This is a genomic window from Paenibacillus cisolokensis (genome assembly GCF_050481165.1).
Lineage (GTDB): Bacteria > Bacillota > Bacilli > Paenibacillales > Paenibacillaceae > Paenibacillus_AH > Paenibacillus_AH cisolokensis.
Genome location: NZ_JBCNFP010000059.1, coordinates 35,888 through 44,344, shown reverse-complemented (window position 1 = coordinate 44,344; position 8,457 = coordinate 35,888). Strand labels below are relative to the sequence as shown.

Genomic DNA, 8,457 nt, shown 5'->3' with positions numbered 1-8,457 from the left:
AACGAATCTCACAAGCCTTATGTTTGCCAAAAAGCTGCTTTTTAAGATTTAACGAATCTGAGCCACCTTATTTACGATTTATCGCCTGAATTCGATCACTTTTTAGCAAATAGCGTTGCTCAGATTCGTTACAATTCCGAAACTTCGATTTTTCGCCAAATAGCGATTGTCAGATTCGTTAAAAAGCTGCTCCCCCTTTTCTGCTCCCCTTCGACACTGCCCCCTTACGCTGCCCGCTTCATCGCCTGCTCCGCTCTGTCGCCGCCACTATTCCTGCCGCTGCCGCTTCCCGACAGTAACAAAGAAGGGTGCTGCAAAAGCGGTCGACGCTATTGACGGCAACCATGCCGGGAAAGTCGTGCTTTTCGAGTAACTTGTTGGCATTGGCTCTCTCGCTTTCTTCCGATCGATCTGCTTTTACTACTGTACCTTAGCCGCTGCTAATCTGGCTAATCTATCGTCGCAGTCCCGCCCTTCACCACTACTCGTTCCTTGTCGCTGCCACGCCTTCACTGCTGCTGCTTTTCACTGCTATCCCCTTCGGCGCTACTATACTTTACTGCTGTACCCTAGCCACCGCTACTCCTTCACCGCTGTTCCGCCCTTGTCGCTTGCGCGACGTCCGCTTTATGCGGTATGCTGTTCCGTAAGCCCCGCTCTGGCGCAAACGTTTTCGCCGCCGGCGGAGAGGCATCGCTTCACCAATCGTCTCACCGATCGCTTCATCAGTCGCTTCATCAGTCGTTTCACCAATCGTCTCACCGTTCGCTACATCAGTCGTTTCACCAATCGTCTCACCGTTCGCTACATCAGTCGTTCACCGATCGCTTCAATCGCATCGCCAACCGTTTCGATATGCTGAAAAGAAAAAGTCCGGAGGGAAACGAAAGATTATTTTCGAAAGCCGAAAGGAGTGCCGTTATGGGCAAAAAACGAACGAAATCCAAAGCACCTTCGCAGCTGTCCCACCGCAACGTGTGGACCCGGAAGCCGCAAACCCAGATCGTACGCAACCGAAAAGCCGAACAGCGCCGATCGTGGTGCCGCAAAGGTACCGACGACGGCGCTGTTCTTTTGTTCGGGGTTGTGCCGCGATCCGAATCGACCGCGCTGCCGCTTTTAGCTTAAGCCTCAGGCTTTCCTTCTTCCAGCCGATCGACCGATACGGTATGGGTATTCAAAGGATTGTTGCCAATCTGAACCGTCGCCATTCCGTTCGCCACATCCACATGCTCGATCCATACCGGCTCGCCTTCCAAATGGACGGCTATCGTCTCTTCCGATTCGAAAATTTGTTTGGCCCGCTGCGCATTCATCAGCCTTTATCCTCCTCGTCCGTTTGCGAATCCGGCTCGACCATCGTATCGGTCGTCGTCTCGTCGATCAAACCATTGTGAATCGTTACCACGCCTCCGCCCAATCCTTCATTGACCATCCGGTCGATATCCATAAAATAATCGTCGCGGCCCTCCGCAGTTTTATCCGCCAACGGAGACTCGGGACTTTTGCTGTCCTTGCTCATAAACAATTCCCTCCTTACAACGAAAATATGCCCGCTTCGATTGGATTCCATGCATTGTGGGAACGCTTGTAAGAAAGCTTCTGTCGAAGCGGCAACAGCAGAAACGGTCGCAGCGAGCGGCGAAACACCCGAAACACCCGAAACACCCCGATTCTAAGGAGGGAGACGAAGGATGCATACGGTATGGAAAGGCGCCATCAGCTTCGGTCTTGTGCATGTTCCGGTCAAAATGTTTTCGGCTACGGAGGACAAAGATATTTCGCTCCGCATGATCCACAAAGTTTGCGGAGGGCCGATCGCTTACGTGAGGCATTGTCCGAATTGCGAAACCGAGGTGGCATGGGACGATATCGTCAAAGGGTACGAGTACGAAAAAGGACATTATGTGCTGTTCGAAAAGGAAGAACTGGAGCAGATCGCCGGCGAACGGTCCAAAACGATTCAAATTCTCGATTTCGTCGATCTGGATGAGATCGACCCGATTTATTTCCAAAAGACGTATTACTTGTCCCCCGATCAGGCAGGCGGCAACGCCTATAATTTGCTGATGCGGGCGATGTCCGAAACCGGCCGGATCGGCATTGCGAAAGTATCGATCCGCTCCAAAAGCAGCATGGCGGCCATACGCGTCATCGACAATTGCCTGGCAATGGAAACGATTTTCTACCCTGACGAAATTCGTCCCGTCAGCCAGGTGCCGGGCTTGCCTGAAGAGGTCAAGGTCAACGACAAGGAGCTGACGATGGCGAAACTGCTGATCGAACAGCTTTCCACTCCGTTCGAGCCCGAAAAATATACCGACGATTACCGCGAGCGGCTGTTCGACCTGATCAGCCGGAAAATCGCCGGAGAGGAGGTCCGCATCGCACCTCAGCAGGAACCCGCGAATGTGATCGATCTGATGGCCGCGCTGCAGGCCAGTCTCGAATCGATTCGCGTCTCCCCGGAAGGCGGCGCGCTCGACACCGGCGCGGCGGCCAAAAGCGGCAAAACCGCCGGAGTGGGAACAGGCGCAAAAGCAGATGCGGCCAAAAGCACTGCCAAAAGCGCAGCCAAAGGCAAGCCGGCAGCCAAAGCCGGCAACGACGAAACGGACGACAACGAGGCCGGCCGGGGCAAAACGGGGGCTGCGCGGACCAAAAAAGCGAAGGAGACGGTATCCTGACCGTCTCCTTCTTGCTGCACGCCTTCCGGCATTCATTCCTCTTTCGACTCGTTCACAATAATTTCGACTTTTTTGATCCGGTGAAGTCCCATTTCGCGAATAATAAACGTCAGTCCGCCATATTCCAGCTTGTCTCCGACGGCCATGTCCGGATTCATGTTGTACAGCCAGCCGCCGATCGTATCGACATCGTCATGCTCCAGCGAGCTGTCCAGCACATCGTTCACCTGCCATAGCAGCGCTTTGCCGTCGACCAGATACCGGTTCTCGCCGATTTTCTCGATTTCCTTCTTCTCGTCGGCGTCGAATTCGTCGCGGATATCGCCTACGATCTCTTCCAAAATGTCTTCGATCGTAATCATTCCCGCCGTTCCGCCATATTCGTCCAACAGTATGGCGATATGAACCCGTTCCTGCTGCATCCGCTTGAGCAGCGTCTTGACCGGCATCACTTCGGGCACGGACATGGCCGGCCGCATGATGGATTTCAAATCGAAGCCTTCTTTGTCGTAATTGAGAAACAGCTGCTTCGTATTGATCGTGCCGACGATGTTGTCCTTGTTTTCCAGAGCGACCGGAAATCTCGTGTATTGCTCTTTTTTAATAATTCGTATGTTCTCCTCCAGCGGCTTGTCCGCGTACAGGCACACCATATCGGTTCTCGGCACCATAATTTCGCGGGCGAGCAAGTCGTCGAAGTTGAAAATGCGGCTTACATAGCCGTATTCGGTATTGTTGATTTTGCCGCTCTGAAAGCTTTCGTTCAAAATAATGCGAATTTCCTCTTCGCTGTGGGCTTCCTCCTGCTCGCTTGCCGGACTAAGGCCGAACCATCGCACAAACATGTTGGCCGAGCCGTTCAGCAGCCAGATTAACGGATAGGCGATCCGATAGAACCAGATGATCGGACGGGCGACGAAGAAGCTGACCTTCTCCGCCTTTTGAATGGCCAGCGTTTTCGGCGCCAGTTCTCCCAGTACGACGTGAAGATACGTAATGATGAAAAAGGCAATCAGGAAAGAAGCCACATGCCCCAAATCGGCCTGTATGCCGAACCGATCCATAAGCGGATACAGCATCTTCTCCACCGCCGGTTCGCCGAGCCAGCCGAGTCCGAGCGATGTGATCGTGATGCCAAGCTGGCACGCCGATAAATATCCGTCCAAATTGCTGGTCACCTTCCGTACCGCCAGCGCGTTTTTGCGTCCTTCCAGTACAAGCTGGTCGACCCGGCTGGGACGAACCCGGATAATGGCAAACTCCGTCGCGACGAAAAAGGCGGAAAAGAAAAGGAGCACGACAACAATCAGCAAGCTCATGACGGCCTCCCTCCGTTCGTCATTTTAACTATTCCCGGTTTAGAATACCCTTTTTTCGTTCATTATCCTCATCTTTCCGCAACCGAAAGCTGCCGGATCGAATGTTTTGGCCGGGAATGACCGACACTGGTAAACAACGAAACGAATGAGGGGAGGGCGGCCCATGAGCAACGAACCCCATCTATGGAAGCCGGTTGTCCCGTTCGAGCCGGTTGCGACGGACAGTTATCCGAACGGCGGGGAATGGATCGCGCAAGTAAAATGGGACGGCGTCCGGGTGCTGGTCTACGCCGACCGGGGACAGGTCCGCCTGTTCAACCGGCGGCTGAACGAACGGACGATGCAATACCCGGAGCTGGCGCAGACATCCGATTACTGCCGGTCCGATACGTTCGTTCTGGACGGCGAAATGATCGCGCTCGAGGGCGGCAAGCCTTCGTTCCACCAGGTGATGCGGCGGGACGGCGTGCGGAAGGCAGTCAGCGCGGCGGCCGCCCGCCGGGAGGTGCCGGTCGTCTATATGGTGTTCGATGTGCTGTATGCCGATGGGGAGTGGGTAACGGCGCGCCCGCTGCGCGAGCGCCAGGCGCTGCTGGAGCGGCTCGTCAAGCCGGGGCCGCACGTGCAGGCGGTCCGCAGCGAGACGTCGCTGCGCGGACTGTACGAGGCGGTCGACAAACTCGAATTGGAAGGCGTCGTGTTCAAGGACTTGAACAGCGCATACGAAATCGGGGGCAAAGACAAGAGGTGGCGCAAGAAGAAGCGATTCCGCGATCTTGTCGCCGTCGTCGGCGGCGTCACATACCGGGACAACCTGGTCAACGCGCTGTTGCTTGGCCTGTACGATGCGGAAGGGCGTCTCTGGTACATCGGCCATGCCGGAGCCGGCGCCTTCACGCAGAACGATTGGCGGCATATGACCCGGGAAGCTGCCAGACTCCGGACGGCGGACCGGCCGTTCGCCAACATGCCCGTTCGAAGCCGCGACGCCGTCTGGCTGCGGCCGCTGCTGACCGTCAAAACAAATTATATGAGCTGGACGCCGGATATGGCGCTGCGCCAGCCGGTGCTGCAAAGCTTGACCGATCTGCCGCCGGAAGCGTGCACGTTTCAGTCCCAGGCGCCCGATCTGATCCGAAAGGAGGAACCGTAAACCGGTGCGCAAGACAGGCTCGATCACCGTCGAAGGCCATGAAATGACCGTGTCCAATCCCGACAAGCTGCTATGGCCGGAAGCGGGACTGACCAAACTGGCCTATTTGGAGAAGCTCGTTTCGCTTTCTCCCTACCTGCTCCGCTACACGCGCGGACGCTATTTGACGACAATCCGCTTTCCGAACGGGATCCACGGCAAATCGTTTTACCAGAAAAACGCGCCGCAGCCGAAGCCTCCGTTCGTTCGCACCGCGCAGGAAGGCGACATATCGTACGTCGAGCTGGATTCGCTGCCTACGCTGCTGTGGCTCGGCAATCTGGCCTGCCTCGAATTCCATGCGTCATTCGACCGGATCGGAGAACCGGTATACCCGACGGAATGGGTGCTGGACCTCGACCCTTCGCGCGAGGAAGAGCCCCGCATTATGGAAGCGGCGGCTTTGACCGGCGAATTGCTGGCTTCGCTCGGCATCGCTTCCGTGCCGAAGACGTCGGGCGCCACAGGGATACAGATTATCGTGCCGCTGGCGTCGCGGCTCTCCTTCGACGAGCTGCGCCAGTTCGGCCAATTCGTCGGACAATATCTGGCGACCAAGCATCCGTCGCTCTTCACCATCGAACGGCTGAAAAAAAATCGCGGCACCTTGATCTATGTCGATTATTTGCAGCATTATCCCGGCAAGACGATCGCCGCGCCTTATACGCCGCGCGCCCGGGTCGGCGCAACGGTCTCGATGCCGCTCACGTGGGAGGAGGTGCGAAGGGGCGTATCGCCGGCCGATTTCCATCTACTGAACGTCGAGCGCCGGCTGCGCGAGAAAGGCGACCCGTTGTCCGGCGCCGCCGGACAGGATTTGCGCCCGGTGCTCTCCTTTCTGAAACAGGGCACAAAACGATAAGTTCCGGATGGCCTGGCCGATTATTGCGGACATGGCGCAGCTATATCTTTTTGCATGTTTTGGAAGAAAAGCGAATAGTAATCGATAGGAGTACAGGCGAGGTTTGCCTTACGCTTTTCGGTATACCCAATTCGCAAAGGGAGGGAACCCGAATGTTCAAAAGCGACAAAAAGCTGGCCGGGAACGATACGACGATCGGCCATGGCACGCTGGCGGAAGGAAGCATCATAAGCGAGTCGGATGTGAGGATCGAAGGCGAATACCGCGGAGATATCGAATGCAAGGGAGATATCGTGCTCGGCGAATGCGGCATCGCCAGATCGAATCTGAAAGGCCGGGATATTGTCATCTCCGGCCAGGTATTCGGCGACGTCACGGCGTCCGGAAGGCTGACGATTACCGCTTCCGGCCAGGTGTACGGCAGCGTGAATGCGCAGTCGCTCCTTATTCAGGAAGGCGGTGTCTTTAACGGCAGCTGCCAGATGGAACGCCGGCCGGAGACCGCCCGCGCCCGTACGCTGACAGGCGGCGATGCGGCAGCGGCGGCGTCCAAGGAAGCGCCGGCGGAGAAAACCGACAAGGCGCAGCGCAAAGTTCAGGCCGGATAAGGTCCGAAGCCTCCGCCGGTCAGGCGGACACGTCCCGGCGATTGAAAATCCACCATGACAGCGCGATGAACGCAACATAATACGCGGCCAGGATGCCGAGCGAGAAGCCGAGCGTCATATCCTGAATCATGCCGCCTCCGTCCAAATATTGCGTCAGGTTGAGATGGACAAACAAAATATAATCGGCCCAATCGTATTCCAGCATCGCCAGCACCCCCGCCACGCTGCTGCCGATAAACAGCAGAAACATGGAAAGGCCGATCGCCAGGCTGCTGCTGCGGAATACGGTGGAGATCATGAACGACAGCGTCACCACGACAACCAGACTTACGAATTCCAGCACGTAATACCGGATCATATACGTTAGCGGAGGCAGCCCGTCCTGGCCGAGCAATGTCGAGTCGTCATAGCCAAATGCCGCCAGATTGACGGCGAATGTGGCGGCGAACAGCAGGACCGTTGCGAACAACGCGAACAGCAGCACCGAAATATATTTGGAAAGCAAAATTTTGGATCGCGTCCACGGACGGATCAGCAGCAGCTTGATCGTTCCGGCAGTAAATTCGCCGGCCACGCTCTCGCCCGAAATGACGACGGCAAAAATGGTTGCGAGCGTAAGCAAAATTTGCGTTTCCATCTTCATCATAAACCACATCGTCGGCGGCTCGTCCGCGGTCAAAAAGGTAGCCATTCCCGTAATGGATACGGTCAGGAGCAGGAGAATGCCCATCATGATCCATGTCCGCGCTCTCCGGTAAATTTTCATATTTTCATTGGATACAAGCTGCAAAAAATCAAGCAAGCTTCTCCCCTCCCGTCATTTCGAGGAATTGGTCTTCCAGCGACTTGCTCTGCGCCCTTATGCCGTAAACTTTAATGCCCGCAGCTACCAATTTGGCATTCATCTCCGCAACCGTTTCCCGATCGGCTTCGAAAGCGACGAACGCTCCCTCCTGAACCGGCGAGCGGCCGGCTTCCGTTAACAGCGCCGCGGCATCGGCGGGGCGGTCGACGTCGAACAGCACTTTCGACAGCACCTCTCGGCTTCCGATTTCGTCCTCCCGCTGAACGGGGCGCACATCGATCAGCTTGCCGTTCTGGATAATGGCAACCCGATCGCACATCAGCTCCATTTCCGACAACAGATGGCTGGAGACGAAGACGGTAATGCCTTCTTCCTTCGCCAGCTTTCGCAAATAATCGCGCAGCTCGCGAATCCCCGCCGGATCGAGACCGTTCGTCGGCTCGTCGAGAATAAGCAGCGAAGGCTTGTGCATAATCGCCTGGGCGACGCCCAGGCGCTGCCTCATGCCGAGCGAGTAAGTTTTCACTTTGTCATGAATCCGGGCCCCGAGCCCGACGAGCTCGACGACTTCGTCGATCCGTTCTTTCGTAATGCCCGGGATCATGCGGGCAAAGTGCAGCAAATTTCGATAACCGGATAAATATTTGTACATTTCGGGATTTTCCACAATGGCGCCGACATGCCGCATAGCCTTCTCGAAAGATGTGCGCACGCTGTGTCCTTCGATCAAAATTTCGCCTTCCGACATGCGCATCAGCCCGACCATCATCCGGATAGTCGTCGTTTTGCCCGAGCCGTTCGGACCGAGAAATCCGAACACTTCTCCCCGCGGCAAATCCAGCGTCAAACGGTCGATAATCGTTCGGCTCCCGATGCGTTTCGTTACATTTTTCAGCTGCACGACAATCCCATCATTGGTTGCCAACACGACAGCCCTCCCCTTCTGCCTTACAGTTCTACCGACAATTAAACATCATTATACCT

10 protein-coding genes are annotated in these 8,457 nt (G+C 56.0%); 5 read left to right on the top strand and 5 right to left on the bottom strand.

The features are described from left to right. Positions 1-921: 921 nt before the first annotated feature. A complete protein-coding gene (locus ABEV74_RS10575; protein ID WP_430145878.1) occupies positions 922-1,128 on the top strand; it encodes a hypothetical protein in 207 nt (68 codons plus the stop codon). On the opposite strand, the gene ABEV74_RS10570 is transcribed toward ABEV74_RS10575, so the two are convergent. Continuing rightward, positions 1,125-1,316 carry an H-type small acid-soluble spore protein gene (locus tag ABEV74_RS10570; RefSeq protein ID WP_062495433.1) on the bottom strand — a complete coding sequence of 64 codons (192 nt, stop codon included), beginning with the start codon at positions 1,314-1,316 and terminating at the stop codon, positions 1,125-1,127. The genes ABEV74_RS10575 and ABEV74_RS10570 overlap by 4 nt on opposite strands. After that, positions 1,316-1,522: a hypothetical protein gene (locus tag ABEV74_RS10565; RefSeq protein ID WP_430145876.1), complete on the bottom strand. Its 207-nt coding sequence runs from the start codon at positions 1,520-1,522 to the stop codon at positions 1,316-1,318. Before ABEV74_RS10565 ends, ABEV74_RS10570 begins: the two co-directional genes overlap by 1 nt. 172 nt (positions 1,523-1,694) lie before the next feature. Between ABEV74_RS10565 and ku the strand changes: the two genes are divergently transcribed. Next, positions 1,695-2,687, top strand: a complete 993-nt coding sequence (gene ku, locus ABEV74_RS10560) for a non-homologous end joining protein Ku (protein ID WP_430145874.1) — start codon at positions 1,695-1,697, stop codon at positions 2,685-2,687. Positions 2,688-2,719: 32 nt separating this feature from the next. Here the strand turns inward: ku and ABEV74_RS10555 are convergent, their stop codons facing one another. Beyond that, entirely contained in the window at positions 2,720-4,006 is a 1,287-nt protein-coding gene (locus tag ABEV74_RS10555) for a hemolysin family protein (RefSeq protein ID WP_430145872.1), read from the bottom strand. A gap of 163 nt (positions 4,007-4,169) precedes the next feature. Here ABEV74_RS10555 and ABEV74_RS10550 point away from each other — a divergent pair, with 163 nt between their 5' ends. The 3 genes from ABEV74_RS10550 (at position 4,170) to ABEV74_RS10540 (ending at position 6,668) form a co-directional block, all read left to right on the top strand. Beyond that, the gene (locus ABEV74_RS10550; RefSeq protein WP_430145870.1) at positions 4,170-5,159 is read left to right on the top strand and encodes an ATP-dependent DNA ligase; all 990 of its coding nucleotides are present in this window, start codon (positions 4,170-4,172) and stop codon (positions 5,157-5,159) included. A gap of 43 nt (positions 5,160-5,202) precedes the next feature. Beyond that, a complete protein-coding gene (gene ligD / locus ABEV74_RS10545; protein ID WP_430145882.1) occupies positions 5,203-6,060 on the top strand; it encodes a non-homologous end-joining DNA ligase in 858 nt (285 codons plus the stop codon). 152 nt (positions 6,061-6,212) lie between these two features. After that, positions 6,213-6,668, top strand: coding sequence for a bactofilin family protein (locus ABEV74_RS10540; RefSeq protein WP_430145868.1), 456 nt, complete (start codon positions 6,213-6,215; stop codon positions 6,666-6,668). A 19-nt stretch (positions 6,669-6,687) separates the two neighbouring features. On the opposite strand, the gene ABEV74_RS10535 is transcribed toward ABEV74_RS10540, so the two are convergent. After that, a complete protein-coding gene (locus ABEV74_RS10535) occupies positions 6,688-7,470 on the bottom strand; it encodes an ABC transporter permease (protein WP_430145866.1) in 783 nt (260 codons plus the stop codon). Further along, positions 7,463-8,398, bottom strand: a complete 936-nt coding sequence (locus ABEV74_RS10530; RefSeq protein ID WP_213528682.1) for an ABC transporter ATP-binding protein — start codon at positions 8,396-8,398, stop codon at positions 7,463-7,465. The genes ABEV74_RS10535 and ABEV74_RS10530 overlap by 8 nt, the downstream gene beginning before the upstream one ends. Between the last annotated feature and the right edge of the window lie 59 nt (positions 8,399-8,457).

Excerpts from the sequence above, each read along its gene's own strand:
- ABEV74_RS10540 (WP_430145868.1), top strand. The coding sequence starts at position 6,213 with ATGTTCAAAAGCGACAAAAAGCTGGCCGGGAACGATACGACGATCGGC.
- ABEV74_RS10570 (WP_062495433.1), bottom strand. The coding sequence starts at position 1,316 with ATGAATGCGCAGCGGGCCAAACAAATTTTCGAATCGGAAGAGACGATA.
- ABEV74_RS10575 (WP_430145878.1), top strand. The coding sequence starts at position 922 with ATGGGCAAAAAACGAACGAAATCCAAAGCACCTTCGCAGCTGTCCCAC.
- ABEV74_RS10555 (WP_430145872.1), bottom strand. The coding sequence starts at position 4,006 with ATGAGCTTGCTGATTGTTGTCGTGCTCCTTTTCTTTTCCGCCTTTTTC.
- ABEV74_RS10550 (WP_430145870.1), top strand. The coding sequence starts at position 4,170 with ATGAGCAACGAACCCCATCTATGGAAGCCGGTTGTCCCGTTCGAGCCG.
- ABEV74_RS10565 (WP_430145876.1), bottom strand. The coding sequence starts at position 1,522 with ATGAGCAAGGACAGCAAAAGTCCCGAGTCTCCGTTGGCGGATAAAACT.
- ligD (WP_430145882.1), top strand. The coding sequence starts at position 5,203 with ATGACCGTGTCCAATCCCGACAAGCTGCTATGGCCGGAAGCGGGACTG.
- ku (WP_430145874.1), top strand. The coding sequence starts at position 1,695 with ATGCATACGGTATGGAAAGGCGCCATCAGCTTCGGTCTTGTGCATGTT.